Consider the following 25,437-nt stretch of genomic DNA (forward strand, 5'->3'; position numbering starts at 1 on the left):
AGGAGATCACCATGAATTCGAAACTTCCTGCTGGACCGGACGTGGTGAGAGGCATCGGCCTGCGCAATCCTGAGGTGCCGATTGCTTTCGAGCGCGCGCTGCAGGCTCGCGTCGACTACGCGATGGCGATCTGCACGACCGATGAGGGATCCGAAGCGCGGAACGCACTCCTGAAACGGGCACGCTATGGGGCGAGCGATCTCGGCCGAGATCTTGTCCTGGTCGGTGCCGACGATCTCGGTTGTTCGCCGTTGCTCGCCGACGTGCCCGTGTTGCGAGACGCATTCGAAAGTGCCGTCGACTGGGCGCAGGTCGACCAGGCCAACGCCGAGGCTGAACTGGCGGAGGCCTTGGCTGAAGCCGAGAACGAGCTGGCGCGAGAGAAGGCGGCCGACGAGCGACGTGCCAACACGAAGGCGGCAATCGAAGCCGGCGATTGGCCGGCGCTGGATCTCCCAACGCCCGACGCCTTCGTGCAGGCGCTGGCCGCGGGCAAATCGGTCGACGTCGACGGGCACTGTTTCGACTTCGTCAGCGGCGAAGGTCTGTGGTGTACGAATCCGTATGGCGTCGATGCCTATTTCGGAGACGCCATACCGTCGGTCACCTACGCCCGTGAACTGCTCGGTGCGATTGCGCTCGGCACCGTATTCGGCGACGTCCCGCCTGACAGCGATTGAGCCACCCCATCCCCATACCGGAGCTTCCCATGCCCGATCAGGTGTTTCGAAGTGGCAAACCCGTGACAGCACACAGCATCGTGTCGGCCGCGATCGCTGGCGACATGACGGCCGACGAGGCCGTGGAACTCGTCCAGTTGCTGATTGAGGCCCGCGCGCGCGGCCTAGATGTCCGAGAGGCCGATCCCCGCTCTGCCAAAGCGCCCTTGAGGGGCTCGGCCAAGCGCTCAGCCGCCGTTTAAACCAGGAGATCTGGCATGCAGAACTTTGAATTAGACGGGTTGGAATACGAGGCGGGAAGCAATAGTTTCCTCGCGAAACTGCCAGCTGCGCACGAGGCAAAGACACGTCCGCTCTGCCTGTGCTCGACCCCACCGATTCCGATGTACATCGCACGTTTCGAGGGGCGGTATCAGGTCAAGCGTATGCCCGGTACCGGCGCGAAGCACAAGCTCGGCTGCGACTCGTACGAAACCCCGCCCGGCCTGAGCGGTTACGGCGATGTAGAGGGGTCGGCCATCGTCGAGGATCCGGAATCCGGAGAGGTCACCCTCAAGTTCGGTTTCGCGTTGGCGAAAGGTGCCTCGCGGGAGATGCCGGAGCCCTCTGGCGACGAGCCTGACAGCATCAAGACGGATGGCAAGAAGCTGACCTTGCGGGGTTTGCTGCACTACCTCTGGGAACAGGCCGGCCTGAATCGCTGGTCGCCGGCCATGGCCGGCAAGCGGAACTGGTCTGTGGTCCGCAAATATCTGCTGTTGGCCGTCGCGGGCAAGAATGCGAAGAAGATGAGCCTCGAGGACATGCTGTACGTCCCTGAGATGTTCGTCGGCGACCAGAAGGACCGCATTGCCCAGCGACGCACCGAGCATCTCGCCCGGATTTCTGTTTCCGAATCCGGGAAGCCGCACTTCGTGCTGGTGATCGGTGAGCTCAAGGAAATCGCGACCGCTCGCTTTGGCTTCAAGCTGGTCATCAAGCATCTACCCGACTATGGCCTGATGGTCGACGAGAAGACCAAGAAGCGGGTCGAGAAGGTCTTCGCGTCCGAGCTCGAGATCTGGGCGGCAACGGAAGGCACCCACCTCATGGTCATCGCCACCGCGAGCCTGTCAGCGGCCGGTATCGCCACCGTCCAGGAGGTGTCGATGATGCTGACCAACGAATCGTGGATCCCGTTCGAATCGCTCGCCGATAACGCGCTTCTGAAGGCGTTGGCCACCCGTCGTTACCAGAAGTGCCTGCGCTACAACCAGACCGCTAAGCATCCAATCGCCACGGCGTTATTGACTGACGCCGAGCGCGGTACGGCGCTCTATGTTGTGCCGGCCGACGTGTCGTCCGGCTACCAGTCCGAGCTAGACACGCTTATCGCGGAGTCGGAACTGGATCCATGGATCTGGCGGCCGGGGACCGAAGTGATGCCCCCGCTTCCCCTGACCGCCTTCGACGCGGCGCGGAAGGCCCAACGGCAACCGCGGCCGCTCGCATCGGCAGCGGCCACGAATGCCCTAGCGGTACCGGGCTCCGCGATTGCGCGCGAGCTCGAAAACAGAACGCGCACGGTGGTTAAGGCGCCCGAAACGGAACCGGATTCGACTCCGCTGTTCGCCGAACCACCGGTCGTCGATGAGCCGCCCCCGAGGTTCGATGATCAACCGCCCTATACCGATGAGGATCGACCGGCGAATTGGTTGTGAGTGCAACTGGTCATGGAATCGCCTAGTTCCGCTGGACTGAAAGCGATTCTTTTGGAATGTTGTGTAGCACTAACGAATACGGAGGACTGGATAGGCCAGTCAAAAAAAACGCCCCGATTGCACTCGGGGCGCGACCAATATGACGTACGACAGGGACCTTCGGCGTCGCAGGCGTCAAACCAGAAAGTTCGGATTCTAGAACAGAAGCGTGCCCTGTCAAGCGTCATCTATGTGACAGCAACTTAACGAATCAGCACATCAGATGATGATCCAGAACAACATTGGCCGTATTGTCGGTGAGGCATTGAAAACAGATGCAACGGCGCTGCCGCTCCGCCCCGTGGTAGCGGCTGGCGGCGACCCCGATATCCAAAATTCGAGGGTATCGGGTACGGACTGAACCAGCTCATGACTCGGCTGATTCCCGGTACGTCGCCGAATCTGGCGCACGCCCCGATGAATCCGACCTGTCCGGCCGCCAGCGACGACTGGATGGCCGCGCCTACGCACGCCCCCCGTCGACGCGCGTCGCTGCCCGAGCGCGTTTGGCCGGCGGATATTCCGTGTCCGGCGCCGGCGAACAGCCCCCGGCTGCTGCGCGAGTTGAAGTTGCGCCTCGGCCGATATCTCGAAACGCCGCAGGCCTGGTTGCCGGCCCTGAACGCTGCCAATGGAAGCCGCCGCCAGCAGCGCAGCGAGCGCCGTATAGCGTGCGTGCAACTGGTGCGAGCGCTCGTCAAATTTTGTGATGTCTCGACGTTGCGTATTGCAGTGCCGGCGCAGAGCGGCTGGGTGGATTTCACCCTGCCCTACCTGGCCGAGCAGGCGGGTCTCTCGGTGCGCCGTGCCGAGCGCGCGCTGCGCGACCTGGTCACCGCACGGCTGGTGAAAAGCCGGCCGCAGTGCGAGGTGGCGGTCGGCGACGAAGGGCCGCGCTATCGTGGGCTTGCCGCCATTCGCTACGTGACGCCTGCACTGTTCGAACAATTCGGCCTGGGCAAGTGGCTGCGCCATGAGCGCACTCGCGCCCACCTGCGTGCGCAGCGCCGGCGTAATGCCGCGCGCAAGTCCGAGCGGAAGGCCCATGCCAGTGCCGGCCAGCTGCGCACGCTGCTCACCGACAAACTGGCCGCTGCTCAGGCCAAGGCCGTCGCTCGGAGCACGCGCTCCGACGACGATCGTCGTGCCGATCTCGAGCGCGCGATCATGATCCGCGCCGGCGAACTCAAAGATATCTACCCGGACTGGGACCGCGACCGGTGTTTCCGGGTCGCGCATAACCAGCTCGCCCCACCCGCCTAGCGTCCAAACGGTTTCCTCCTATCTATCGCTACCGCGAGGATGGCGCTTGCGCGGATCCGCCGTCGTGCCGTCTTCTGCCGGTATTTGGTGTCTCATTCGCTGGTTTTCGGTCTGGATTCTGACGCCGTGTCGCCGCCTGGCCGTTCGCAACTGTGGATAAGTGCATTTAACTGTCGGGACGGCTCGCCGTTAAGTGTCGGGGCTTAGTCAGAACCCATCTCTACCTATACCCCATATCCACCCGCGGCAATGCCGCGGTGTCACGCGGGCTCCGCCCGCTTGGCAGGAAACCCCCACGGGCTGCATGCGCTTTCCACCGGCAGGCCGTAAGCGCTACGGCGGCCGCTGGCCGCCGCACCGCTAACGGCGCGACAAAAGATTTCGGGGCGCGTCAGAGCCGCACCCCGAAATCAGCGCGCGCGCGTGCGCGCCCGGCTGCCCGCAAGCACCGTCGACTATCCCCGGCAGCTTAGCTTTCAGAGAGGGGGACAATCTGATTGCGCAACTAACGGTCAAGCGGATCGCCCCCGCCGAAATTTTCCCCTGCCACTCCACGCCCCAAATGTCTACAAGAACGGGGCCGCCCTCAACCCTCGTGGAATCCGCACAATTCTGTTCAGCCCGTGCCTGAGCGCGATACTCTGTTGGAAGAGCAATGGTTATGGGAGACGACGATGTGCTACTCGGCCAAGATCCAGGCGAACTATCGAGAGTACGTCCGACGTTACGGCGCCGACATGGACATCGAGACGTTCCGGCGCATCTTTTTCGCGCGCGCATCCGGCGCCGACATCAAGATCCCGAAAGCGGTCGACGCAGCATTCGCTGGTGTCGATGACGAAATCTCGGCCGCGATCGCAGCGTTTCGTAGCCAACGAACACGGGACCTGGAGACCGATCTGTTCGAGCAACGAGCGCGCCTCGCCGCGGCCGAGAAAGAGCTCGCCGTGAAAATCACGAAGAAGGCCAGCGAGGACGTCCGGATCGCCACGAACAAGATCGAGGCGGCGACGCGCGGGCTCAACGAGCTTCGCCGGCAGGACCTGCAGGAGCGTGATTCGCGGATCTTCCCCGGCTGGTATGCGCCCGTGCTGATCGAACTCGACGGCAAGCGCCTGGTCGTGCCGATGCGGTATCGATGCCGGATACCGGGCTGGACTGAAGCGGACGAAAAACAGAAGCCGGCAACCTATAACGCGCGCTCGGATTCGCTCGCCACGGCCTGGCGCAAGGTTTTCGGCTTCACGCATGGGCTCGTGCTCGTCGACGCTTTTTTCGAAAACGTGAAGCGCGACGGCCAGAATGTCGTGCTTCGCTTCGACCCGACGCCCGCGCAGCACATGCAGGTCGCCTGCCTGTGGACCCGCACCGAGATCCCTGGCGCCGACGATTTGTGGTCCTTCGCGGCGATCACCGACGACCCACCACCGGAAGTGGCGGCTGCTGGACACGACAGATGTATTGTCCCCATTAAATCCTCGAACGTCGACGCCTGGCTCGCACCGGATCCAAGCCAGCGCGCGCAGCTGCGCGAGATCCTGGCCGACCGCGAGCGGCCGTACTACGAGCACCAGCTCGCAGCGTAAACGCGGGGGTTGGAGGGGCGGTTATCTCTGGCATATACTGTATAAACATACAGGTATTTTGCGTAACTGACCCCATGCACCCCGCCCTTGCCCATCCCGAGGCTATACACCCGGCCCTCTGGCGAGCCAGCCAACTGGCTCGCTCCAGCACGCGTGGCGTTGACACGGGCCATCCGGAACTGACGGCCGAACTGCCCGGCGGCGGATGGCCAGCCGGCGCGCTGATCGAGTTGCTCGCGCCGCAGCCTGGAATCGGCGAGCTTCGGCTGCTGGCGCCGGTGCTCGCACGCGCGGCCGGCAAGCCGGTCATGCTGATCCAACCGCCGCATGCGCTGCAACCGCTGGCGCTCGCGTATTGGGGTATCGATCCGTCCGGCTTCGTGATGCTGCCGGCACCGCGCACGGCCGATGCGCTGTGGGCCGCCGAACAGGCGCTGCGCGCCGGCACGTGCGCGGCTGTGTTGCTCTGGCAACCGCATGTCCGTGCGGACGCATTGCGACGGCTCAACCTAGCCGCGCAGAGCGGCCAAGCGCTGTTCTACCTCTTCCGGCCGGCGGCCGCCGCGCGCGACGCGTCGCCGGCACCCTTGCGGCTCGCGCTGGCGCCCAAGCGTGACGGCGTCGACGTCACGTTCGTGAAGCGCCGCGGACCGGCACGCGATACGCCCCTGTTCGTTCCCGTGTCCCCCTCGCCGATTTTGTTGAACCGTCATGCAAGTCTGGATCGGCGTGCATCTGCCGCACCTCAACCTCGAAGTGTTCCGGCCGCGATCGCCGGCGCCGTCGTCTGACGATGCGCGCGGGCTCGTCGTGCTCGAGGGCGGCCGCGTCGTGGCGCTCGATCGCGCCGCACGTGCGCTCGGCGTGGTCGCCGGCATGCGCCGAGGTGGCGTCCTGTCGCTCGCGCCGGACGCGCAGATCCGCGAGCGCGACGCCGCGCGCGAGCGCGAGTTCGTGCTCGGGGTTGCTTATGCGCTCCTGCAATTCACGCCGAGCGTTGTCGACGCCGAGGAAGCCGTCGTGGTGCTCGACGTGACCGCGAGCCTGCGCCTCTTTCACGGCGTCCGCGCGCTGCGCCAGCGCGTGCGCGACGTCGTCGCGTCGTTCGGCGTCACCGCGGCGATATCGGTCGCATCGTCGGGCCCGGCCGCGTGGATGGTTGCCCGGGGCCTGCGCGGCGGCCTCGCGCTGTCCGCGCGATCGCTGCGCCGCGCGCTCGCGCGCGTGCCGCTCGTCGTAGCGCCGGACGCCCGACGCTACGCGAACTGGTTCGAGGATCTCGGCTGCGAAACGCTGGCCGATCTGCAGCGCCTGCCGCGCGCCGGGCTGAAAAAGCGCTGCGGCACGCAGTTGCTCGACTGGCTTGACCAGGTCGCCGGCACCGCGCCGGCCGCCTACGACTGGCTCGAAATGCCGCCGTCATTCGATACGCGCGTCGAACTGATGGATCGCGTCGAGCACGCCGAGGCGCTGCTATTCGTCGCGCGCCGGCTGATCCTGCAGCTGACTGGGTGGCTCACCGCGAAGCAGCTGGACGTCGCCGCGTTTGCGCTGCTGCTCGAGCACGAGCGCGGCCGGGACGCGATCGCGCCGACCGAAATCGAAATCGCGTTGGGCGCCCCTACCCGCTTCGAGGAACACCTCACGCGGCTCGTCAAGGAACGACTCGGCCACGTCGAGCTCGCCGGGCCCGTGATCGCGGTTCGCCTGGTCGCCCGTAGCGTGCAGGAAGCGGCCGCGCCGAGCGACTCGCTGTTCCCGGACCCCGGCGGCACACCGCAGGATCACGCGCGGCTGCTCGAACTGCTGACTGCGCGGCTCGGCGCCGAGAACGTGCTCGTCCCGGCTCCCATGGCCGACTACCGTCCGGAGCCGGCCGCCCGATGGGTGCCGATGCGCGACGCGCCGAAGCCGGCGCCGCTGCCCGCGGATCTGCCGCGCCCGGCCTGGCTGCTTGCCAAGCCTGTGCCGCTGCTCACGCGCCAGCATCGGCCGTTCTACGGCACGCCGCTGCGCATGGTATCGCCCGGCGAGCGCATCGAAGGCGGCTGGCAAGACGGGCAGACCGTGACGCGCGACTACTTCGTCGCCGAGGACGACAACGGCGTCTGCTACTGGATCTACAAGGAGCGGCCGACGGCCAGCGACGAGAGCGAAGCGCGCTTCTTCCTGCACGGCCTGTTCGGCTGATCCATCATGGACGCCGGCAGCTTCGGCGCCCTGCCCGCCTATGCGGAACTTCAGGTCGCCTCCGATTTTTCGTTTTTACACGGCGCGTCGCGCGCCGAGGAATACGTCGCGCGCGCGGCGCAGCTCGGCTACAGCGCGATCGCGATCACCGACGAATGCTCGCTCGCCGGCGTCGTGCGCGCGCACGTCGAAGCGAAGGCGGCGAACATGCCGCTGATCATCGGCTCGCACTTCCGGCTGACAGGCGCCGACGGTGCCCCCGCGCTCGCCTTCACCGCGCTCGCGATGAACCGCGACGGTTACGGCAACCTTTGCGAATTCATTTCGCTCGGTCGCATGCGCGGCAAGAAAGGCACGTACCGGCTGGCGCCGCTCGATCTCGAGCACCCAGAAGCGCCGTACACCCACCTCCGCAGCCTGCCCGACTGCATCGCGATCCTGTCGCCAGACTTCCCGGCCAACGAGCAGCGCCTCGACGCGCAGGTCGAATGGTTCGCACGCGTGTTCGGCGATCGCGCATGGGTCGCGCTGACGCTGCACGCACGCGCGATGGACGACATCCACCGCGGCGTGGTCGAGCGCGTCGCCGCGCGCCACGGCGTGCCGGTGGTAGCCACCAGCTGGCCGCTCATGCACGTGCGATCGCGCAAGCCGCTGCAGGACGTGTTGACGGGGATCCGGGTCGGCCGACCGGTATCGGAGTGCGGATACGAGCTCGCGCCGAACGCGGAACGTCACCTGCGATCGCGTCTGCGGCTCGCCAACCTCTATCCCGCCGGCGCGCTCGAGGAAACCGTACGCGTCGCGCGGCGCTGCACGTTCTCGCTCGACGATCTGAAGTACGAGTATCCGGATGAACTGGTACCGGCCGGCACCGACCCGGCGACGTACCTGCGCGAGCAGACCTACATCGGCGCGCGCCGGCGCTTTCCCGCCGGCATCCCGATCGACGTCCAGACGCAGATCGAGCACGAGCTGCAGCTGATCGCCGACCTGAAGTACGAGGCGTATTTCCTGACCGTCTACGACATCGTGCAGTTCGCGCGCGAGCAAGGCATCTTGTGCCAGGGGCGCGGCTCGGCTGCGAACTCGGCAGTCTGCTACTGCCTCGGCGTGACCGAAGTAGATCCGTCGCGGCAATCGATGCTCTTCGAGCGATTCATTTCCAAGGAACGGAATGAGCCACCCGATGTTGATGTCGACTTCGAGCATCAAAAGCGGGAAATCGTCATGCAGTACATCTACCGCAAGTACGGCCGCGATCGCGCAGCGCTGACGGCCGCCGTCACCACGTACCGACCGCGCAGCGCGTTGCGGGAAGCCGGCAAAGCGCTCGGCGTGGATCCAGCGATCGTCGATCGCGTGGCGAAGCAGCACCATTGGTTCGACTCGCGCGCCGATCTGCTGCAGCGGTTTGCGGAGGCAGGCCTCGATCCCGGAGCGCCGCTGAACCAGCAGTGGGCTGGATTTGCCGCGCAGCTGCTCGGGTACCCGCGGCACCTGTCGCAGCACTCGGGCGGCTTCGTGATCAGCCGCGGCAAGCTCACGCGCCTTGTGCCGATCGAGAACGCAGCAATGGAGGATCGCTCGATCATCCAGTGGGACAAGGACGACATCGAGGCGCTTGGCATCCTGAAAATCGACGTGCTCGCGCTCGGCATGCTGTCGATGGTGCGCCGCGCGCTCGACATGATCTCGGAGAAGCGCGGCGAGACGTTCGAACTGCAGGACATCCCGGCCGAGGATAAGGCGACCTACGACATGTTGTGCGACGGCGACAGCATGGGCGTGTTCCAGGTGGAATCGCGGGCGCAGATGTCGATGTTGCCGCGACTGCGGCCGCAGTGCTTCTACGACCTGGTGATCGAAGTCGCGATCGTGCGGCCGGGCCCGGTGCAAGGCGGCATGGTGCATCCGTTTCTCCGTCGGCGCCAAGGGCTGGAGCCGGTCACGTTTCCGTCGGAAGGCATGGAGAAGGCGCTGGCGCGTACGCTCGGCGTGCCGATCTTCCAGGAGCAGGTGATGCAGGTCGCGATGCTGGCGGCCGGCTTCTCTGCCGGCGAGGCCGACCAGCTGCGCCGCGCGATGGCCGCATGGAAGCGCAAGGGTGGGCTCGAGCCGTACCACGAACGGCTCGTGAGCGGCATGCTCGAGCGCGGCTACGATCGCGAGTTTGCCGAGTCGATCTTCGCGCAGATCAAGGGGTTCGGCGAATACGGCTTCCCGGAGAGCCACGCGGCCAGCTTCGCGCTGCTCGTCTACTCGAGCGCATGGCTGCGTCGACACGAACCGGCCGTGTTCCTGGCTGCGCTGCTCAACAGCCAGCCGATGGGCTTTTACACGCCGTCGCAGCTGCTGCAGGACGCGCGGCGCAGCGGCGTTGAGGTGCTGCCCGTCGACGTCAACGTCAGCACATGGGATTCGGCGATCGAAGGGCCGACGACCTCGGCGCCCGTGCGTCTCGGCTTCTCGCTATTGCGCGGCATGCGCGAGGACGTCGCCGGCCGCATCGAGCTCGCACGCGCAGCGCGCCCGTTCGTCGACGTCGCGGACCTCGCGCGCCGTGCCCGGCTCGATCGGCACGACCTGCAGGTGCTCGCGCGCGCGAACGCTCTTCGCTCACTCGCCGGCGGCACCCGACGCGCGGCGCTTTGGCTCGCGGCCGCTGCCGTGCCTGATCGCGACCTGCTGCGCGGCACCGAACGCGACGACGCGGTGCCGGCGCTGCCGCAAGCATCGGAGGGCCACGAGATCGTAACGGACTATCGCGCGATGGGCTTCACGCTCGGCCGGCATCCGCTGGCGCTGCTGCGCGATCGCCTCGCGCTTGATCGCTTGCAGTCGGCCGAGCAGCTCGCAACGCTGCGCAGCGGGCAGCTCGCACGCGCGTGCGGACTGGTCACGGTGCGACAGCGGCCGGGCACGGCGAACGGCGTGCTGTTCATGACGCTCGAGGACGAGACGGGCCAGGTCAACGTGATCCTCTGGCCGGGCCTGCTGGAGAAGTTTCGAAAGGAGGCGCTCGGCGCCGCGCTGCTCGCCGTGTACGGCGTGTGGCAGGCCGAAGGCAAGGTGCGGCACCTGATCGCGAGCAAACTCATCGACAGGACCGAGTTGCTCGGCGCGCTACCGACGACGGCGCGGGAATTCTGTTAAGCGATCATCACCAAACTAGAAGCCGCGTCACTGCCCGGCGAATACCGCCTCTTTTTCAGGCCGCAATCGCGCCACGCGACGACGCACGCACGACATGTACCAGGTCGTTCTTGTCGATCATCCAGCTGACCAAGAAGCCCTCTTTCACGAGTTCGTCGAGCGCCTTCTTCAAGTTCGCGCGAAAGTGGAACAACTCTTTCGTCTGCGAGCCGCACTGACGATGAAGGAAACGTACGGAATGCGCGAAAGGCACTGCATGCGTGTGGTAGTACGTATGCAACCATTTCGACAACTCATATCGCAGTCGCTGACGCTGCTCGCGCGCCAGCCGCGTGTAGTCGTCGTCAGAGAATAGCGCGACGATTTCTGGTTCGACGTACGCCACCCACCGCGTCTTGCCGTCAGTTCCCGTTTCGGTGCCTTCCTTCCACAGGAATTTACGGATCAACGACCCGACAAACCCCTTTTTGTTGCCCGTGAAGCGGACCTTGACTTGCCCCGCTTGCAACCGTTCCAGCGTCGTCACGAGCCTGTCGTAACACTTTACCGACGTGCCCCAGCCAAGCGACTTCAACACGCTGTAGCCTGTGAATTCCACCTTCTCGTTCAGCTGAGTATCCCGGGCCAGGTGAAGCACTTCAAGAAAGACGTCCGCGTCGTCCTGTCTCAGTTCTTCCCCGCTAAACGAAATTTCGACGCCATCAACGCTTGCGATAAGCGCCTTCTCCATTCGGATACGCGGCGCGTTCGATTTGTTCACGTTGAACAGAGCCGAGCGCGCGAGGGCGTTTGGCATCCCACGAACGTTCGCCGGCCACAGTGGAATCTGTGTCGGATGAGATTGCGTTTCCACACCCGCGCTGCTAGCGCGTGCTGCGATCGCTTTCACCTGGTCGACGATGGAATTTGCCATGCGAGAAGTATAAGTACGTGAATTTCGCCATCAAGACCCTTGTCTCGTCTCTCCAGCGATGGTTCAGCAAAAAAACTACGGGACTATCGTGCCTCCAGCGAGGTATCACAGCGCACTCGTCACTGCAGCGATGTTCCTCGTTCCTCCAGCGTGATGCCCCTATCGTGCTTCCAGCGTGGTCAATCGTGCCTCCAGCGAGGTAACACTCGTATTGCCAGCGATGCCGCTATCGTTCTTCCAGCGAGCAGGCCTTTCAAAAAACACCTTTGCAATCAAATGGCTACCGCTGTTGTCCACAGAGCCTAATCTTCTTTTAATCTTTTTCTAATCGACCTGTCCATCGTTGTAAGCACGATACCTCCGCGCCAAAAGTGCAGCGCCGACACGGTAGATCATCGCTGGAAGAACGACAGTGTTGAACAAAGAGGCCGTCGCGGCCATCGCTGGAGAGACGACCCTGCCATATCAGCATCGCTGGAAGAACGACACGATACCGCCAAGCTGCCCCGACGCAAGGTGAGTACACACTCTCACGCTCACGCCCGTCCCATATAGCGCATCGCTGGAGGAACGTTACCCTCCATCGCTCCAGAGACGAGTCCGCGCTACAGGACCACGCTGACTTCCATCGCTCCATAACCGATAGTCGTGTCCCCTGCCCGTGCACCTTCCCATCACAAGAGCAATGCGCCCCAGCGTCATCCAGGGGCCCACTCCGATATCGACCCCAACCCGTTACGCGGAGGAGCAACCGCCCTATTCCTTCGGAAATAGAGCCAAGATCTTTTCGCTGATCTCTGCCGCGACGTCCGGAGCCAACCCCTTCAGCTTCAACTCGATCCGGCCATCTTCTTCAAACGACTTGAACTCGCCCTTCGCTCCACGGAAGGTCAGTTGCTCGCGCGTCGACCTGGGCCGCCGAACCGTCCCTTTCGCAGCAGCTTTACGGCGAGCAGCGACATCGCGGTAACCCATCCCGCTTTTAGCCGCTTCGGCGATAAGGTCGAGGGTCTCCTCTTCCCCTTTCACTTCCCAGAATTCTCGAATTGCGTTCAGCATTTTGAGTGAGAGAAGTTCCGGATATTCCGCGGCGGCTTGAACGATCTTGCTCGGCAGTTGGGCAAGCGACAAAGTCCGGCTAACATGATCTTCCCCGAGCCTCAGCGCTTTGGCCAGAGCCGCTTGTGTCGGATAGATCTTCCGCGATATCAATTCCTTCCATTTGATCGCGTCATCGAGCGGGCTTTGATCCTTGCGCTCTACGTTCGCAGCGCGGGCTTCCTCATACAGTTCCCGCTCACTTGCTGGTTTGGGGCGAATCTCAAGCCGCAACGTAGGAAGACCTGCCGTTCGAGCCCCGCGAAGGCGCCTCTCTCCGTCAATGAGTACGACGTCGCCCGCTTCATCCTGATACGCACTCGCAGACTGCCCCTGCCCTCGGGCCGCGAGCGACTCAGCCATCTCAGATACAGAAGAGGCTGTATAGATGGCCCTTGGATTGACAGAATTCGATTTAATTTTGCCAACCGGAACTTCATACGTTTGCCCGATTTCATATCTAGGAGGCTCTTGGCTCGAGCCAACCCCGCCCCCACGAAGCTGGGAGATAGTTGCCACTGGCGGCGCCATCCGCGGATCGCCCACGATGGGAGCCAACGAAGCGGCATCCTCCACCGCCGCAACTCGCTCGACCGCCACTGCTTTTTTCTTAAAAGTAGCCATTACTTGACCTCCGCACCGTTGATCCGTTCGATGATTTCCCGATAGACCGCCTCCATCTCATCGATCGCCTTCTTCGACCGATCACGGCCCTTCAGCTCATGAACGGCCCGGCCGGTTTTGCCGGTCGCACGCCAAGCTTCTCTCTGCGGAATCTGGGAATCGAAAAGTCGAATGTCTTCGCTCTTCAAATATGCCCGCAATTCCGCAGTCGCCTTCGATCCTTCGACCGGCGACACCCGAGTGAGCACCACGTATGCGGGGATCTCACCGCTTTCATGCCGCGGCCCCATGTCTTTAAGGGTCGCGAAGACATTCAACGTCGACTCCACTTCTTGTTGATCAGGCCCGCACGGCACCAGCACGAGATCGGATAACAGTGCGCATTCCAGCATCGTCCGATAGTTCTGCGCGCCGATGTCAACCACGACGAGGGTGTACTTGTTGGCAAGGTTTGCCAGTTCGCGGGCCGGATTTGCCGGGAGAGCGAGCACTGGAATGGCTGGTGTAACGCCCTCTTCGTTTCGAATTCGCGACCAACTCATCGCAGAACCCTGCTTATCAGTATCGAGAAGAACGACATCCACTTCTTCCGCGGCAGCCAGAGCTGCTATGTGCGTTGCTAACCGCGTCTTAGCAACACCTCCTTTTTCCGCCCCAATCGTGATGACCATTTCACCTCCACTGGAAAGTGTTTGTTTCAACGCTCGGAGTTTTATTCTTCAGTCAAAATAAGTCAATCAAATCACCATATTTTTTTGTGATCTTTATAAAATGTGGTCAGGTAACAACGATTCGGATCGAGAATGCCACCGTCTTGGCCCGAGCCAAGATCGCAATCCGATGTTGAATGATTCGCCATGGACCGCACTTCTGAACGGTCTTGGCTCGAGCCAAGACGGATTTCCATAGGGAGTGTCACAAAATGTCCAAGAGTTGGCTCGAGCCAAGATCTCGCGGAAGTAGCTCACTGAGATTGCCGTGGTTACGATTGCCGCCGATCCTGAACAGTTCATTCACCCTCTGGTCGACCGGTCTTGGCTCGAGCCAAGATCGTCTGTCCTGGTCAAACGCCCCACGCAACGGGCATATAGATTGCCCACATACCTACAAAGCGAGGAGGGCATATGGGGCGGTGGACAACTGAGCGCGGCATCCGTGCCCGGACGCAAGTACCCGAAAATGGTCGCATGCCGGAATTCATCGAGCCGTCGCTGGCCGTGCTTGCTGCAGAACCCCCAACGACGGGAGAGTGGGGGTATGAGATCAAATTCGACGGCTACCGGATGCTCGCGCGTATCGACGCTGGTGACGTCCGAATCTTCACCAGGAACGGCCACGACTGGACCGCCCGACTTCCGCACCTGAGGTCCGTCCTTGAACGATTGCCGGTCGACCGTGCGTGGCTTGACGCGGAGGCCGTCTGGTTCGATACAGAAGGGCGGCCAAACTTCAACGGCCTGCAGAACGCGTTTGACAGACGTCGAACTGCAGGGATTTCGCTCGTCGTCTTCGACCTGATGTGGCTTAACAACAATGATCTCCGGCCGTGGACGTGGCGTGAACGCCGCGCCACGCTGACGAAGCTCGTTGCCGAAATTCTCGGGAACGAGGTGCGCTTCTCTGAGGCGATCGACGCCGACCCCGACGCCATGCTGGCCTCGGCGTGTGCCCTCGGTCTAGAGGGAATCATGGGCAAGCTGGCGGACGCGCCGTATCGCTCGGGAAGATCGGACGGCTGGATCAAACTCAAATGCAGCAAACGCCAGGAGTTCGTCATCGGCGGATTTTCACGCCGTAAGGGCGCAACAGCGGGCGTGCGCGGACTGCTCTTAGGCGTGTACGAGGAAGGTGGTCGACTCCGTTACGTCGGGCAGGTCGCGCCGCGTTTCACGCCCCGCCAAGCGCGGGAATTCGAAAGTCAGCTCGCAGTCATGGGCCGCAACCGGTCACCGTTCGTCAGTGTCCCTACACCCGAAAGGGATCGAGACTTCCACTGGCTGAATCCAGATCTGGTCGCCGAAGTGGCGTTTCTTGAATGGACGCGGACCGGCCAGCTGCGTCATCCGTCGTTTCGCGGGCTGCGCGTCGACAAGCCGGCACGGAGCGTGATTCGCGAAGACCCGCGCGAACCGAAACGCCCCCACAACAGCAAGTGATCTCCTCAAAGCAGAACGGCCCAATCGATCGGCGCGCCAGCATGATCACGAGCGCATTGCGAATCCGCGTCGGCTTGTATATGCTGTGGCATATGCTAACCCGATTGAAGAGGGGCCGTCCTGATGCCAACCCATGACACCCGCCACGCGCGCCTGTTTCGCAACGGGCGCAGCCAGGCCGTGCGGATCCCGCGCGAGTTCGAGCTGCCGGTCTCGGAGGTCACCATCCACCGGGAAGGCCGCCGCTTGATCATTGAGCCCGTGGAGGCCGCGCCCCTGCGCGAGCTGTTCGCCCAGTGGACCCCGCTGGACGAGTCCTTTCCGGACATCGAGGACCTGCCGCCTGAACCGGTCGACATCGAATGACGCTGTACCTGCTCGATACCAACATCTTGTCGAACGTGATCCGCGACCCGCGCGGCGCATGCGCCACCCGGATCGGCGAAACCCCGCCGGAGCAAGTGTGCACCTCGATCGTCGTCGCGGCGGAACTACGGTTCGGCGTCTGGAAGCGTGGCTCGTCAACGCTCGCGCAACGCGTCGAGCAGCTGCTCGCAAGCCTGACGGTGTTGCCGCTGCAGCCGGACGCGGACCGCTGCTACGGGCGGTTGCGGGCCGAGCTTGAAAAGCAAGGTCAGCTGATCGGCGCCAACGACATGCTGATCGCCGCGCATGCGCTGGCCGTCGACGCCGTGCTGGTCACCGACAACACGGCTGAATTCACCCGCGTCGCGGGGCTGCCGGTCGAAAACTGGCTGCGGCCGGCGACGTAATGCGGCGTGGCGGCCGCAGGCGGCACGATCGGAGCCACCGACGCACGACAGTGCGCCTGACAACAGAATGGGAGCGGGGATGAACGGATACGGCGGTGCGGCGATTTTTGCCTTTTCATTGACGGTCGGGTGCCTCGCGCTCGGCTGGAACGTACCGGCGGTAATAACGTTCGCCGCGTGCATCGTGTGCACGGTCAACGCGTCCCGAGGCGAGCAATAAGCGCGGGCCGACCGCCGGGCGAACCAGGTATGCCGATCGCCGTCCTGCGATACGTGGGCGTGGCGAAGGAGGTGGCGAAGTGACAACGCCGATGACGGCTGTCCAGCAGATGTTCCTCGAGTGGTGCATCGGCTACATGAAATTCCGGATCGCGGATGCGATGTCGGTCGGCCTGATGTCCCTCGAGGCCGAGCGCTACGATGCGCTGTGGACCATGCTGCAGAAGGGGCGGTACGGCTTCCTCTGCGACGACATGATCGAGACCGGCCGGCGCCTGTTTCCGGACGCGCCGAACGCACCGGAGGGTTCCGGGCTCGACGCGGCCTACGAGCGCGTGTGTACGGCCCTGGACGACTGGTTGCCGAGCTTTGTCATCCCGCCCGGCCAGGTGTCGTTCCTGCCGGACCCCGAGCTGCCGGACGGTGAGCCAGCTGCGTGAGTGGCTGCCGCGATAGAATCGACCACTACCGAGAGGAGATCGGAAATGAACCCAGGAATCGGGCTGCTGGCGGTCGCGGCGGGGCTGGTAGGGCTGGCGGCGATAGACCGCGGGCTGTCGGCTCTCTGGCCCGCCAGTTACGGGCTGTATCACCCGCTGGCGGCGATCGCCATGCTGGCTAGCTTGCCGCTGGTCGTGTACCTGATTACGCGCCGCTGAGCGACGAGGAACCCGGCTGCGGCCGGGTTTTTGTGGCGCGCGGTCAATGCCGATAACTCTCCTTATCGGCATTGCGTTTAATATGCCAAAACCCCGGAGGGTAGGTTATACCTGTCCTTGACACGACAAAATGTCGTGCTATGCTGAAAACCACCCGACGTTTTGTCGGCTTCTGCCAGGGGGCGCGGATGGAGAAGGGCAAGGACGGCGTGCGGTACGTGTACCGCTGCTTCGAATGTCGCCACAACGGCGAGGTCCGGCTTCCGGACGACAGCCACGACGGCGAGGCGGCCACCTGCGCGCAGTGCGGTGGCCCCGTCACGTTGGAATGGGATGGCGGCGTCACGCTGGAGGTCGCCGTGCGGCGTGGTGCACCGACGCCGGCCGAACTGAAGCAGATGCGCGCCAGCAACGAACGCACGCAGGCTGAGATGGCCGAGCGCCTGGGCGTCACCGAGCGTCAGGTGCAGCGCTGGGAGGCCGGACAGGGCGCCATGCCGATCGCGTCCTGGCAGCTGCTGCGCCGCGTGTGGGGCTATCGTGATCCCGCTGACTTCACGATCGCGCCGGCGCTCACGCGCGGCTGGGATACGGCGCGCGACGTCGCCCGCGACACGATCGAGCGAGGCGACGCGGTCGAGCTGCAGCCCAAGATCGGGCCACGTCTTCTCGCGATAGTGAGCGACACGGCGCTGACCGACAACCGTTATGGCGCGCGTATCACGGAATTCCCGGACGCCCCCGGAGAAGAAGAATTCGCCGGCTTCTGCGTCGGCGAGCGCGTGACCTTTGTGCGCGCGAATGTGATCCACCTCGAGCAGCGCGTGCCGCGCAGTTGAACGAAACGCCTTCACCAGGAGCGACGATGAAAACCGCTTACGACCTGCTACTGGACGCCCCCGACGAGCAGGTGACGCGCTGCCGGCTCGCCTGGAAAGCCGTGGCCGCCGGCGACTGGCAAGACGCCGCGCACTTTCTGCGCAACGCGGCAGACGAGGCCGGCGCGACCTCGTGGGCGGCCGACGCGCGCGCTCTGGCTGAAGCGTACGCCGCCAAGATCGGCGCTGCCTAAGCGCCTCAAAACCGGAGAAAACGATGAGCCTGAAAGCAGTCGAACGACCGATTCTGACCACGGCCCTCACGACAGGTACGCTGTACCGCGCGTTCGTCGTGCTGCCGGATGCCCTGTGCCAATCGCGAGGCTCGTACGAGGAACGAACCGTGTTCTTCGAAGCGCCGCGCGGCGCAGATGAGGCCGCCCACCTGCAACGATTGCTGGCGCACGCATGGTGTGTCGACACGCAAGACTGGGCCGAGGATGGCGCCATCTACAACATCTACAGCGCCGCCGAGCTCTACGCCGACAAGACCGATCCGACCGTCGATCTGCGGCTGCTCGATATCGGCGGTGGCCCGGATGGTGTCGGGCCGACCAAGGCGTACTACGCCCGCACCGCCGACGTGGATCTGTTCGTGACGCCGCGCGTCGCTGCACGCCTGCGCGAGCTGCTCGCGATTGTGGACTCGTTCTACGAGAAAGCCGGGCAGACGCCGGCGAACTGACCGAGCATTGGCCCACTAGCCGTTCGTTGCGAACCAGGGCACCCTTTTTCGGAAAGAGGACAGCGGCGGCATTGACCAACACACAACGAGGAAACCATCCATGATCGAAGTCCAGCGCCTACAGGCCGGCGTCTCACTCGAAGGTCCGCACTACATCATCCAGCTGATCCCGGTCAGCTCGGCCGACTCGCTCGGTTCGCCCACCGTAATCGTCAGCGTGCTGGCGCGCCCCGCGCTGACCGGGGACGATCGGAATGTGCGCCTGGAGGCGTACGACGTTCGGCACGAGTTCCAGCTGGCCGACATCGCCGTCGACGCGCACGAAATGCGCTGCCTGCGCATCGCGTATGAGCGTGCGCCGCTGTTCCGCGAGGGCTTCACGCTGGCGCTTGAAGAAGGCATGGCTGAGCAGCTGGCCGCCTACCTGCCGCGCATCGACCTGATCAGCCTGGTCGCCACCGGCGTGAGCGAAGCCGTTAAGCCGAAGCTGGGCCGTGCGCCGCTGCCGCACGAGCAGGCGGTGATCGCCGACGTCGTGGCCAGCACGGTGCTCGACCAGAGCACGCCGGCGCAGGCGATGGCGTTCGCGATGGGTTTGTCCAGCGAGTGCGTGTTTTCTGAGACCCGGGGCGACCATCCCGACTACGTTGTGCTCGGCGCTGCGCTGCGCAGCCCTGCGGTGGTCGCGATCCTCGAGGACGCTCAGCGAGGCCGGTGATGCGCTAACGACGGGAAACGGAATAGGGAGACGCGATGCAAATCACGCTCGAAACGGCTAAGGCGATCTATCGACAGGCAATAGATCCCAGCGCCAGCGACTCCGCAGGCGCGGCCTGGTGGGATGAGGTCGCGGACGAAGTTCGCGACGTCGTCGCAGCACGAACGATCGCCATCGCCGCGGAGCTGATTGCATGGTGGCACCACGACTGGACGAGCGTCAACGATACCCCGCGCATGGCAGCGACGCGTATTCGAAACGCGGCGAGAATGACGCGCCCCGGAGCATAGGAAAACGACATGACTGATCCGCGCGATATATTTGCGAAAGCCGAGTGGATTCTCACGGGTGGCCAGGGATGGGACTCGTTCTATGGCGCCCACGAGCGGGCAATCCGACACGCCTCTGCACACAACTGGTTCATTCAACCGGAGTCGGAAGTACGGTTGTTTGAGGAAATCGACGACTGCCGTTCCAATGTGGCCGAGCTGGACATATTGATGTCCGAATCGACTCGCGCGCTCCTCGCGGACATCGAACACCGGACCGCCCACGACTTTCCGCCGCGTGCCCATATTGTCAGCGAAGCTTTCGAACTCCACCGAGCAGGCCGCTATCTGGCCAGCATTCCCTTAATGCTGGCAACCGCCGAAGGGATCGGGTGGGACGACACAGGTAAGTCGTTGTTCAATGTTCATCGGAACCGCCCAGAAATCGCCGGCTGGATCGATAAGAACCCCGAGCGCTATCACGGCATCACATTTCTATCGGCGCTGATGGAGAGCCACCCGATGGCAAAGCCGCGGCCCGGCTTTCTGAACAGACACCAAGTGCTTCACGGGCGGCAATTGGATTACGGTAGCGAATTGTTCTCGCTTCAAGCGATCTCTCTGCTCGGATTTGTCGGCTGGGCGTTCTCCGACGATGGCTTGATATCGGTCCAGGATGTTGCAACGCGATCCAAAGCGAAGCAGTAGCCACGGCGATTCATCGAACATCCCATTCCCAGTTGGAGTAGACACCATGGCCCGTTCCTCTTCCAAGAAAGCGCCGGCGCGGCCGGCGCCGCGTCGCGTCGACGCGATCGTGTTTTCGGTCGCGATGCAGACCGGCGACGTCGAGGTGATCGGCATTCCGTTCGAACACCGTGACCGGACGTGGGCCACCCACGCGATCGTCGGTCTGCCGATCGATACAGCGCCGGTCTACGCCGTATCCGACGTCCTCACGGGCCGACATGTGCCGAACAGCGAGGCGGAAACGCTCGACGCGGCACGCGCGCGGGCGATCGCAACCCTCGATGCCGTCACGGACGCGTCGTGGGCCGAGGCCTTTGGCGTAGAACTCCAACCGGCGACCGCCTGAACGATGGCCAATCGTCCCCAGCAGCTGGCCCAGATGCCTTTGCGCAGCTACAGTCGCACCGAATTCACCGCGCTGCGCGCGCGCGTGAAGGGCCTGCCGATCGAGACGATCGAGCGACTGTACTTCGACCGCGAAGACGCCGAGCCGGTCGACGTCGCGCAGCTGCTGCGCACGATGCGCGACGACCTGGTCACGGCCGCGCTGCGCGACGGTTCGCCGGTACTGAAATCTCATCTGCAGGCGGCGATCGAGAAATACGGCGAGCCGCGCCTGACGCCCGTGTCGCTGCAGCTGATCGAGCAGGTCGCCGCGCAGTGGGCGGTCGCGACGCCACGGGCCGAGCATCCGGTCGGCCGATGGTTCCGCTCGCTCGTCGCGGCACGCCTGGAAGGCGAGGGCATCCGCACGCTCGGCGAGCTCGTAGCGTTCGTGAACCGCCGCGGTGGGCAGTGGTGGCGATCGGTGCCGCGCGTCGGCGTCGGCCGCGCTCGTGTGCTGGTCGCCTGGTTGCGGCGACACGCAGAGTCGATCGGCGCGGCCGTTGAGGTGGACGTCGACGCCGGCGACGCGCTCGCGCCGACGTCGGCAGGCGTCACCGTCGGCGCCGGGCAGTTGGCCCCGCTCGAGCGCCTGGCGCTGCCCGTCGAGCTGTCCGGCGCCCACGGGGCGAATCGGGCGCCCGTGTTCGCGTATCTCGGCGCGGCGCACGATCTCGATGCGGTGCGGGCGTACCTGCATCGCTACGACGACCGGCCCGCGACGCAGCGGGTCTACAAGAAGGAACTCGAGCGCCTCGTGCTGTGGTGCGTGGCCGAGCGGGGCGTGGCGCTGTCGTCGATGCGGGTCGAGGATTGCGAGGCGTACAAGGCATTTCTCGCCGCGCCGGGCGAACGCTTCACGGGGCCGCCGGTCGCGCGCACCAGTAGCCTATGGCGGCCGTTCGCGCCGGGCGGCCTGGCGCCGGAAAGCCAGCGCTATGCGGTGCGCGCGATTCGCGCGGCATTCACGTGGCTGGTGGCGGTGCGCTATCTGGCCGGCAACCCTTGGGCGGCCGTCTCGGACCCCAGTGTCGTCAGGCGTGTACGCAAGCTGCAGGTCGAGCGAGCGCTCCCACTCAACCTCTGGACGCGCGTACGCGCGACGCTGGCCGAACGAAGCGAGCTGCAGGGCCCGAGCGGGCCGCGCTGGCGCGCCGCGCGCGCGCTGCTGCTGATGATGGGGGATGGCGGCCTGCGGATCGCCGAGGCGGCCGCAGCGAGGCGTGCGGCGCTCGTCTGGATGCCGGCGGAGGACGACACGCCGGCTAGCTGGTTGCTCGAGGTGATCGGCAAGGGCAACAAGCAACGCTTCGTGCCGATCAGCGACGAGTGCGTCGACGCGCTGCGCGCGCACTGGCGCGATCGCGGCCAGGATCTCGACGCAGCGGCCGCGGCGAAGCCGCCCGGTTTGCCGCTGGTGGCGCCGCTGGTCATCCCGCCGACGCCGCGGGCCCGCGAGAAATTCGGTGAACCGGTCGACACTGACGAAGCGGTAGCCGCAGCAGCAGCGGGTGGCGGGTATTCCGTGCGCGGCGCGCGCGGACTCACGCAATGGGCGGTCGTGCAGCTGCTCGAGGTGATGTCCGATCTGACGGAGCCGGAGCGGCGCAAGCTGGCCAGCACGTCGCCCCATGCATTCCGCCACACGGTTGGCACGCAGATGCTGGCCGCCGGCGTCGCGCTCGAGGTCGTGCAACGCACGCTCGGCCACGCGTCGCTCGGCACGACCTCGATCTACGTGTCGCCGGAAGAGGCACGGATGCGCCGCGAGGCGGCGAAATATCATGCACGTTTGGCTCGTGACAACGGAGAGCGTCGATGATGACCGATGACGAACTGCGGCAACGCCTCGGCGACCATGAAGATCAGCTGGTAGAGCGTAAATCAGAAGGCGTAAAGGGAGACGAATTGCGGCAGACGCTGAGCGCTTTTGCCAACACCATTCAGGCGGGCCGCGTCGGCATTCTTTTCATTGGTGTCGCTGACAAAGGCGGCATGATCACGGGCGTACCGAACTCCGACAGCGTCCAGAAACGCGTGCGCGAGGCTGCCAACGACTGCTACCCGCCAATCCGTAGCTACGAGTCTCATGCATTCACGGTCGACGAAAAGACGATCGTGGCGGTCGTGGTCAGCTCGAGCGACGGTCGGCCTCATTTCACCGGGCCGGCATACGTTAGAGTCGGCTCGGAGTCGGTTAAGGCGTCTGCGGAGCAATTCGACAAGCTTATTGCGAGTCGCAATGAGAAGGCCGGAGCAATCCTGCGGATGAGAGATCAGCCGATCACCATCGAAGCAATCGGCCGACGCTTCGACAATCCGACGCACGCGCCCGGCGCGCGCTCCCAGAGCGAAGCGCGAATCCACGACTGTGACGCCCACACCGTGCGACTCACCGTGCTTGCCGCCGGCATGTCTGGCTGGACAATCGCTGAGCCGCTCGAGCGAGTAACGATCAGCCACGACGAGCGGCGACACAGGCCGATGCTGATTCTCCGTCCCCAGCCTTGATTGCGGCGAGGACCTCGACATTCTCCTAAGGGGGCTCTCCGACACGTCGCGAGACTTTGCAGTGATGCCAGGCCGATGCGCCAAACTTGGCCGTACACACGATCATCGATTAGCCATGGAACAGACCAAGCACAAGCCCGAGCCGGTCCAACCGGGAAATCCGCACCAGCTCACGCGAAACCAGCACATTTTCCCGCGCGCGAGCATTGAGCGGTTCCGAAATCCGAAAACAGGCTTGTCTGCGCTAAGTTTCGCTGCAAAAAAAATTATTCGAAATATCGATGCCCGAAACAAGCTCTTTTGCGCCAACCATGTGTGGGACCAGCGGGCGGAAGGGGGATTCGGTGCAAGCATCGAACGCGATTTTCAGTCCCTCGCCGAGAGGCTGATAAAGGGGGACACGCGGTGGCTGAGTTTTAATCATCGGCTCATCACGCAGTTCCACGCACTATGGCAAGGCCGAGCGCAATACGCCGACAACCCCGAACCAGCAGTCAAGTTCAATGCTGGCCGAGGCACTCCAGACCTCACCCGAGACTTTAAGGAACGTCTAGAGGCTTGCCACACGACATACATCGACGAAGACAACTCGCTACCGAGTCGCCAAGCCACCGGGCTTCATATCCACGCTGGAATCATGATGGCCATGAGGACGCACGGTGCGTTGGAGTGGCGCTTGTGCCAGGCGAGCCCGGACGCCGGGGAATTTCTCGTGCCCGATACGCCGGCGACCTTCTACATACCGCTCACTCCAACTTTGGCCTTGCTCGGCGCGTCAGACATCGACGTCGCACGGCCGAACGTGATGAAGATCATCAATCTGACGGCGTTGGCGCACAGCCGTCGATTCGTGATCGCGCATGATTGGACCCGTTGCTTCGTTGCCTACAGCGAACGTCAATATATGCATTCGCGATTGCAACCGCGGTTCCGCGTCAATCTCTTTCCTGACGACTGCATGGCCGCAAGCATTACCGCGAACTACATCGACCGAGCCTGACGATTATGCTAAGTTGGATTCATTACCTAGCTTTCTACGTGGACGGAGTACACGTCGAGCGTGGTGCTAGAGAATGTAAAAAGTCATAGGAAAACGGGGAGAGTCGCGATTCGCAATCTACTCATCTTGCTTCTGCTGGCCGTGGTCTTCACGCTTGGGAAAGCCCTTGTCCGCGTCGAGAACGAGCGATACGCGCTTTGGCTCGGAGCGTGTCCGAATATGAATGGAACGCTCAAGGCCATGAGTGCTGGCGACACTGATGCATGGAAATGCACGAAGGCCGTGAAGTCGCGGACAGCTTGGTGGTGGCACCTGTACTACGCCGTTTCGAACAACGATTGACCAAAGAAACCAAAGCGGAGACTCATACGATAGCGCGAATCAGAAAGCCCGAGGCTCATGTCCACGCGCGCAGTCGCTCGGGAGCCGACCTCTACGGAATACCGGATCCATTACCGGAAGCCGATACAATGCACAAGTCAATTCCATCCTGACCGACCATGCGACTCTACTACCTGACAGCAGAAAAATGGGCGAAGAAGATTATCGACGAACGTCGCATGAAAATCTCGCTTTTCGAAGAACTTAACGACCCCTTTGAGCTGTTACCACACATCCTCCCTACTCAACAGCATCGAAGGGTTGCTCAGGTGCTTCGCCAGCATCTATCCAAACAGCGTGGTGTTATCTGTTTTTCAACGCATTGGCAAAGTCCGGTCATGTGGGCACATTACGGCAACAAACACTACGGCATGTGTCTTGGGTTCGATGTACCAGATGAATGGGCGATGAAGATCAATTACGAACCAAATCGACTCAATTTCGACATCGACCTAAATGCGCACAACGCTGGGGTTACCCCCGACATGGTGAAAGCTATGCTGCTAACGAAGTTCGATGCGTGGCGATACGAAGGCGAGTATCGGGTAATGGCTGACCTTCAGGACCGGGATGACGATGGACACTACTACGCGGAATTTGGTGACCATCTCGCGTTGCGCGAGGTGGTCATCGGCGTGCGCTGCGAAACGCCACAAGAGGAGGTTGCGTCCTGGATCGGTGACATTGGCCACGACGTAGAGGTCCGAAAAGCACGGTTGGCGTTCAAAGAATTCAAAATCGTCGAACAGAGAAATATGCCTGTTCTCGTGACTGGCCGCCATTCGGAATAGAATGGATACGCACG

28 protein-coding genes are annotated in these 25,437 nt (G+C 63.5%); 25 read left to right on the forward strand and 3 right to left on the reverse strand.

Going from position 1 to position 25,437, the window contains the following annotated elements:
* The first annotated feature begins 11 nt into the window (after window positions 1-11).
* The 9 genes from KR541_RS36135 (at window position 12) to KR541_RS36175 (ending at window position 10,614) form a co-directional block, all read left to right on the forward strand.
* On the forward strand, window positions 12-680 hold the full coding sequence (locus tag KR541_RS36135; RefSeq protein ID WP_089487622.1) for a hypothetical protein: 669 nt from the start codon (window positions 12-14) through the stop codon (window positions 678-680).
* A 29-nt stretch (window positions 681-709) separates the two neighbouring features.
* Window positions 710-922, forward strand: a complete 213-nt coding sequence (locus KR541_RS36140) for a hypothetical protein (protein WP_034192229.1) — start codon at window positions 710-712, stop codon at window positions 920-922.
* A 15-nt stretch (window positions 923-937) separates the two neighbouring features.
* Window positions 938-2,380 (forward strand): DUF1173 domain-containing protein, encoded by a 1,443-nt coding sequence (locus KR541_RS36145; RefSeq protein ID WP_176016865.1) that lies wholly within the window; start codon window positions 938-940, stop codon window positions 2,378-2,380.
* A gap of 262 nt (window positions 2,381-2,642) precedes the next feature.
* Entirely contained in the window at window positions 2,643-2,780 is a 138-nt protein-coding gene (locus KR541_RS36150; RefSeq protein WP_153260042.1) for a hypothetical protein, read from the forward strand.
* An 8-nt stretch (window positions 2,781-2,788) separates the two neighbouring features.
* A complete protein-coding gene (locus tag KR541_RS36155) occupies window positions 2,789-3,682 on the forward strand; it encodes a hypothetical protein (protein WP_027811104.1) in 894 nt (297 codons plus the stop codon).
* Window positions 3,683-4,356: 674 nt separating this feature from the next.
* Window positions 4,357-5,268: an SOS response-associated peptidase family protein gene (locus tag KR541_RS36160; RefSeq protein ID WP_089487620.1), complete on the forward strand. Its 912-nt coding sequence runs from the start codon at window positions 4,357-4,359 to the stop codon at window positions 5,266-5,268.
* Window positions 5,269-5,342: 74 nt separating this feature from the next.
* Window positions 5,343-6,059, forward strand: a complete 717-nt coding sequence (gene imuA, locus KR541_RS36165) for a translesion DNA synthesis-associated protein ImuA (protein WP_089487619.1) — start codon at window positions 5,343-5,345, stop codon at window positions 6,057-6,059.
* Window positions 5,980-7,458: a Y-family DNA polymerase gene (locus tag KR541_RS36170; protein WP_176016864.1), complete on the forward strand. Its 1,479-nt coding sequence runs from the start codon at window positions 5,980-5,982 to the stop codon at window positions 7,456-7,458. The genes imuA and KR541_RS36170 overlap by 80 nt, the downstream gene beginning before the upstream one ends.
* Window positions 7,459-7,464: 6 nt before the next feature.
* On the forward strand, window positions 7,465-10,614 hold the full coding sequence (locus KR541_RS36175; RefSeq protein WP_089487618.1) for an error-prone DNA polymerase: 3,150 nt from the start codon (window positions 7,465-7,467) through the stop codon (window positions 10,612-10,614).
* A 55-nt stretch (window positions 10,615-10,669) separates the two neighbouring features.
* Here KR541_RS36175 and trfA read toward each other — a convergent pair whose 3' ends face one another.
* The 3 genes from trfA to KR541_RS36190 form a co-directional block, all read right to left on the reverse strand.
* The gene (trfA, locus tag KR541_RS36180; protein WP_089487617.1) at window positions 10,670-11,527 is read right to left on the reverse strand and encodes a plasmid replication initiator TrfA; all 858 of its coding nucleotides are present in this window, start codon (window positions 11,525-11,527) and stop codon (window positions 10,670-10,672) included.
* A gap of 756 nt (window positions 11,528-12,283) precedes the next feature.
* Entirely contained in the window at window positions 12,284-13,249 is a 966-nt protein-coding gene (locus tag KR541_RS36185; RefSeq protein ID WP_089487616.1) for a ParB/RepB/Spo0J family partition protein, read from the reverse strand.
* Entirely contained in the window at window positions 13,249-13,920 is a 672-nt protein-coding gene (locus KR541_RS36190) for a nucleotide-binding protein (RefSeq protein ID WP_089430219.1), read from the reverse strand. Before KR541_RS36190 ends, KR541_RS36185 begins: the two co-directional genes overlap by 1 nt.
* A gap of 516 nt (window positions 13,921-14,436) precedes the next feature.
* On the opposite strand from KR541_RS36190, the gene ligD reads away from it, so the two are divergent.
* The 16 genes from ligD (at window position 14,437) to KR541_RS36270 (ending at window position 25,423) form a co-directional block, all read left to right on the forward strand.
* Entirely contained in the window at window positions 14,437-15,405 is a 969-nt protein-coding gene (gene ligD / locus KR541_RS36195) for a non-homologous end-joining DNA ligase (RefSeq protein WP_244138043.1), read from the forward strand.
* 123 nt (window positions 15,406-15,528) lie between these two features.
* Window positions 15,529-15,771: an antitoxin gene (locus KR541_RS36200; RefSeq protein ID WP_089487614.1), complete on the forward strand. Its 243-nt coding sequence runs from the start codon at window positions 15,529-15,531 to the stop codon at window positions 15,769-15,771.
* A complete protein-coding gene (locus tag KR541_RS36205; RefSeq protein WP_006482112.1) occupies window positions 15,768-16,178 on the forward strand; it encodes a type II toxin-antitoxin system VapC family toxin in 411 nt (136 codons plus the stop codon). The genes KR541_RS36200 and KR541_RS36205 overlap by 4 nt, the downstream gene beginning before the upstream one ends.
* A gap of 299 nt (window positions 16,179-16,477) precedes the next feature.
* The gene (locus tag KR541_RS36210) at window positions 16,478-16,837 is read left to right on the forward strand and encodes a hypothetical protein (RefSeq protein WP_244138042.1); all 360 of its coding nucleotides are present in this window, start codon (window positions 16,478-16,480) and stop codon (window positions 16,835-16,837) included.
* A 45-nt stretch (window positions 16,838-16,882) separates the two neighbouring features.
* Window positions 16,883-17,056: a hypothetical protein gene (locus tag KR541_RS36215; protein ID WP_176016863.1), complete on the forward strand. Its 174-nt coding sequence runs from the start codon at window positions 16,883-16,885 to the stop codon at window positions 17,054-17,056.
* Window positions 17,057-17,196: 140 nt separating this feature from the next.
* Window positions 17,197-17,895: a helix-turn-helix domain-containing protein gene (locus tag KR541_RS36220; protein ID WP_244138041.1), complete on the forward strand. Its 699-nt coding sequence runs from the start codon at window positions 17,197-17,199 to the stop codon at window positions 17,893-17,895.
* Between the two features lie 26 nt (window positions 17,896-17,921).
* Entirely contained in the window at window positions 17,922-18,128 is a 207-nt protein-coding gene (locus KR541_RS36225; RefSeq protein WP_089487611.1) for a hypothetical protein, read from the forward strand.
* A gap of 23 nt (window positions 18,129-18,151) precedes the next feature.
* Window positions 18,152-18,619, forward strand: coding sequence for a hypothetical protein (locus tag KR541_RS36230; protein WP_089487610.1), 468 nt, complete (start codon window positions 18,152-18,154; stop codon window positions 18,617-18,619).
* A gap of 100 nt (window positions 18,620-18,719) precedes the next feature.
* Entirely contained in the window at window positions 18,720-19,337 is a 618-nt protein-coding gene (locus KR541_RS36235) for a hypothetical protein (protein ID WP_089487609.1), read from the forward strand.
* 35 nt (window positions 19,338-19,372) lie between these two features.
* Complete coding sequence (locus KR541_RS36240) at window positions 19,373-19,627, forward strand: hypothetical protein (protein ID WP_089487608.1); 255 nt, start codon at window positions 19,373-19,375, stop codon at window positions 19,625-19,627.
* Between the two features lie 9 nt (window positions 19,628-19,636).
* Complete coding sequence (locus tag KR541_RS36245) at window positions 19,637-20,314, forward strand: hypothetical protein (protein ID WP_089487607.1); 678 nt, start codon at window positions 19,637-19,639, stop codon at window positions 20,312-20,314.
* A gap of 46 nt (window positions 20,315-20,360) precedes the next feature.
* On the forward strand, window positions 20,361-20,702 hold the full coding sequence (locus KR541_RS36250; RefSeq protein ID WP_089487606.1) for a hypothetical protein: 342 nt from the start codon (window positions 20,361-20,363) through the stop codon (window positions 20,700-20,702).
* A 3-nt stretch (window positions 20,703-20,705) separates the two neighbouring features.
* Window positions 20,706-22,562 (forward strand): phage integrase family protein, encoded by a 1,857-nt coding sequence (locus KR541_RS36255; protein WP_089487605.1) that lies wholly within the window; start codon window positions 20,706-20,708, stop codon window positions 22,560-22,562.
* A complete protein-coding gene (locus tag KR541_RS36260) occupies window positions 22,559-23,251 on the forward strand; it encodes an AlbA family DNA-binding domain-containing protein (RefSeq protein ID WP_176016862.1) in 693 nt (230 codons plus the stop codon). The genes KR541_RS36255 and KR541_RS36260 overlap by 4 nt, the downstream gene beginning before the upstream one ends.
* Before the next feature lie 115 nt (window positions 23,252-23,366).
* A complete protein-coding gene (locus tag KR541_RS36265; protein WP_089487604.1) occupies window positions 23,367-24,251 on the forward strand; it encodes a DUF4238 domain-containing protein in 885 nt (294 codons plus the stop codon).
* A 500-nt stretch (window positions 24,252-24,751) separates the two neighbouring features.
* A complete protein-coding gene (locus KR541_RS36270) occupies window positions 24,752-25,423 on the forward strand; it encodes a DUF2971 domain-containing protein (protein ID WP_089487602.1) in 672 nt (223 codons plus the stop codon).
* Window positions 25,424-25,437: the final 14 nt, after the last annotated feature.

Source organism: Burkholderia sola, assembly GCF_905400185.1.
GTDB lineage: Bacteria > Pseudomonadota > Gammaproteobacteria > Burkholderiales > Burkholderiaceae > Burkholderia > Burkholderia sola.

Bases quoted from the DNA above. Each gene is read 5' to 3' on its own strand.
- KR541_RS36240 (WP_089487608.1), top strand. From the start codon at position 19,373: ATGCAAATCACGCTCGAAACGGCTAAGGCGATCTATCGACAGGCAATA.
- KR541_RS36220 (WP_244138041.1), top strand. From the start codon at position 17,197: ATGCTGAAAACCACCCGACGTTTTGTCGGCTTCTGCCAGGGGGCGCGG.
- KR541_RS36170 (WP_176016864.1), top strand. From the start codon at position 5,980: ATGCAAGTCTGGATCGGCGTGCATCTGCCGCACCTCAACCTCGAAGTG.
- trfA (WP_089487617.1), bottom strand. From the start codon at position 11,527: ATGGCAAATTCCATCGTCGACCAGGTGAAAGCGATCGCAGCACGCGCT.
- KR541_RS36155 (WP_027811104.1), top strand. From the start codon at position 2,789: ATGACTCGGCTGATTCCCGGTACGTCGCCGAATCTGGCGCACGCCCCG.
- KR541_RS36250 (WP_089487606.1), top strand. From the start codon at position 20,361: ATGGCCCGTTCCTCTTCCAAGAAAGCGCCGGCGCGGCCGGCGCCGCGT.
- KR541_RS36190 (WP_089430219.1), bottom strand. From the start codon at position 13,920: ATGGTCATCACGATTGGGGCGGAAAAAGGAGGTGTTGCTAAGACGCGG.
- ligD (WP_244138043.1), top strand. From the start codon at position 14,437: ATGCCGGAATTCATCGAGCCGTCGCTGGCCGTGCTTGCTGCAGAACCC.
- KR541_RS36225 (WP_089487611.1), top strand. From the start codon at position 17,922: ATGAAAACCGCTTACGACCTGCTACTGGACGCCCCCGACGAGCAGGTG.
- KR541_RS36150 (WP_153260042.1), top strand. From the start codon at position 2,643: ATGATGATCCAGAACAACATTGGCCGTATTGTCGGTGAGGCATTGAAA.
- imuA (WP_089487619.1), top strand. From the start codon at position 5,343: ATGCACCCCGCCCTTGCCCATCCCGAGGCTATACACCCGGCCCTCTGG.
- KR541_RS36135 (WP_089487622.1), top strand. From the start codon at position 12: ATGAATTCGAAACTTCCTGCTGGACCGGACGTGGTGAGAGGCATCGGC.
- KR541_RS36205 (WP_006482112.1), top strand. From the start codon at position 15,768: ATGACGCTGTACCTGCTCGATACCAACATCTTGTCGAACGTGATCCGC.
- KR541_RS36185 (WP_089487616.1), bottom strand. From the start codon at position 13,249: ATGGCTACTTTTAAGAAAAAAGCAGTGGCGGTCGAGCGAGTTGCGGCG.
- KR541_RS36145 (WP_176016865.1), top strand. From the start codon at position 938: ATGCAGAACTTTGAATTAGACGGGTTGGAATACGAGGCGGGAAGCAAT.
- KR541_RS36255 (WP_089487605.1), top strand. From the start codon at position 20,706: ATGGCCAATCGTCCCCAGCAGCTGGCCCAGATGCCTTTGCGCAGCTAC.
- KR541_RS36245 (WP_089487607.1), top strand. From the start codon at position 19,637: ATGACTGATCCGCGCGATATATTTGCGAAAGCCGAGTGGATTCTCACG.
- KR541_RS36230 (WP_089487610.1), top strand. From the start codon at position 18,152: ATGAGCCTGAAAGCAGTCGAACGACCGATTCTGACCACGGCCCTCACG.
- KR541_RS36140 (WP_034192229.1), top strand. From the start codon at position 710: ATGCCCGATCAGGTGTTTCGAAGTGGCAAACCCGTGACAGCACACAGC.
- KR541_RS36270 (WP_089487602.1), top strand. From the start codon at position 24,752: ATGCGACTCTACTACCTGACAGCAGAAAAATGGGCGAAGAAGATTATC.
- KR541_RS36235 (WP_089487609.1), top strand. From the start codon at position 18,720: ATGATCGAAGTCCAGCGCCTACAGGCCGGCGTCTCACTCGAAGGTCCG.
- KR541_RS36175 (WP_089487618.1), top strand. From the start codon at position 7,465: ATGGACGCCGGCAGCTTCGGCGCCCTGCCCGCCTATGCGGAACTTCAG.
- KR541_RS36215 (WP_176016863.1), top strand. From the start codon at position 16,883: ATGAACCCAGGAATCGGGCTGCTGGCGGTCGCGGCGGGGCTGGTAGGG.
- KR541_RS36200 (WP_089487614.1), top strand. From the start codon at position 15,529: ATGCCAACCCATGACACCCGCCACGCGCGCCTGTTTCGCAACGGGCGC.
- KR541_RS36160 (WP_089487620.1), top strand. From the start codon at position 4,357: ATGTGCTACTCGGCCAAGATCCAGGCGAACTATCGAGAGTACGTCCGA.
- KR541_RS36265 (WP_089487604.1), top strand. From the start codon at position 23,367: ATGGAACAGACCAAGCACAAGCCCGAGCCGGTCCAACCGGGAAATCCG.
- KR541_RS36260 (WP_176016862.1), top strand. From the start codon at position 22,559: ATGATGACCGATGACGAACTGCGGCAACGCCTCGGCGACCATGAAGAT.